The sequence below is a fragment of the Pseudomonas sp. MWU13-2100 genome (genome assembly GCF_023242365.1).
Taxonomy (GTDB): Bacteria; Pseudomonadota; Gammaproteobacteria; order Pseudomonadales; family Pseudomonadaceae; genus Aquipseudomonas.
Window position 1 is genome coordinate 1 of sequence record NZ_JALLIX010000114.1, and the last position, 1,245, is coordinate 1,245.

The window sequence follows — 1,245 nt, forward strand, 5'->3', positions numbered from 1 at the left end:
GTCAGCATCTGTTGGTCGATGACCGGCACCTTGTCCTGCACCATCAGCTTTTGCGCGGACTGGATCAGCGAGTCGGCCAAGGCCTGGCGGCGGGTGCCGGCCTGGCCCTGGTAGGCCAGGGTGTTCATCAGGCCGATCAGCGGTGACTGGCGGATATCGCTCATCAGGGTCAACTGGTCGATCACCGCGCCCAGGCTATCGGCCGGATGCCAGCGCAGGCTGTTGAGAAAGTCCAGCCAGACCCCGGCGTAGTCCTGGAAGTAGCGTTCGGTGAGGCGTTTTCTGAGTTCCTCCGGGCTCATCCGCGGATCAATCTCGGCGTGTTTGTCGCTGAGGACCCAGTCGATTTCCTCGCGGCGTGCCTGGGCGATCTCGTCGATGGCCTGACGCACCTGGCCCTCCCAGGCTTGGCGGGTGAACACGCCGGGGACCGTGGCGGTGGTGGAAAACAGCCCCAGGGTCGCGGTTTCGTCGAGCATCTGCCGCAGGCTTAACGCCGGGTAGTGCGGGGCCGCCTTGTCGAGCACCTGCTGGTACAGGGCCGCTTCGGTATTACGCTGGCCCAGTTGGTTGAGCAGGATCTGCCGGGCCTGGGTGACCCGCAGCGGATCGGCCTCGATGCGCCAGGCCGGGTGGGCGGCCAGCTGTTCGGCATAGAACCGCAACAGGTTGGGCGAGAGGGCGTACCACAGGCCGGCTGACCGATCGCTATGGCTCAACTCGACCTTGCCCAGGGTTTGCGCGAGGAACGCCGCGTCGGCCTTTTCCGGCTGCGCCATCATCAGGTAGGCCTTGAGCTGGGCGTGGGCATCCTGGGCACGGTTGAGACGCTCGGGACTGTCCGGGGGGAGCTGGATCAGGGCGTTGAGCTGGGCTTTAAGGTGCTCGGCCATCGGGTCGCGCAGCAGCCGGTTGTTGGCCTCGACATAACGTGGCCATAGCACCTCGAGCAGGGCTGGGTTCTGGTTCAGGCCAAAACGCTGGTACCAGGGCACGCCGTGTTGGGCGCGAGCGTCCAGGCGCGCCAGTTGGTGCACCAGTTCGTTCAATGCACTCAGTTGTTCGTCGCCTGGCGCCGACCGCTCTAAAGCCGTCACCGCGCTGTGCACCTCGACGATTTGCGCCCGGTTGCCAGCGGCGGACAGCAGCATGCCGGCGCCCCACAGCAGGGCCAGGACCAGCGTACAGGCATAGCCGATGCGCGTGGCCGGCCAGCCCAGGCGGCGGGCGTGAGGGCGCTTGTCG

The 1,245-nt window shown here is 66.3% G+C and carries 1 protein-coding gene; it reads right to left on the minus strand.

Going from position 1 to position 1,245, the window contains the following annotated elements:
• Positions 1–1,245: ImcF-related family protein (locus tag M5B99_RS29565; RefSeq protein WP_248807451.1), on the minus strand; the 1,245-nt coding region annotated here is incomplete at both ends.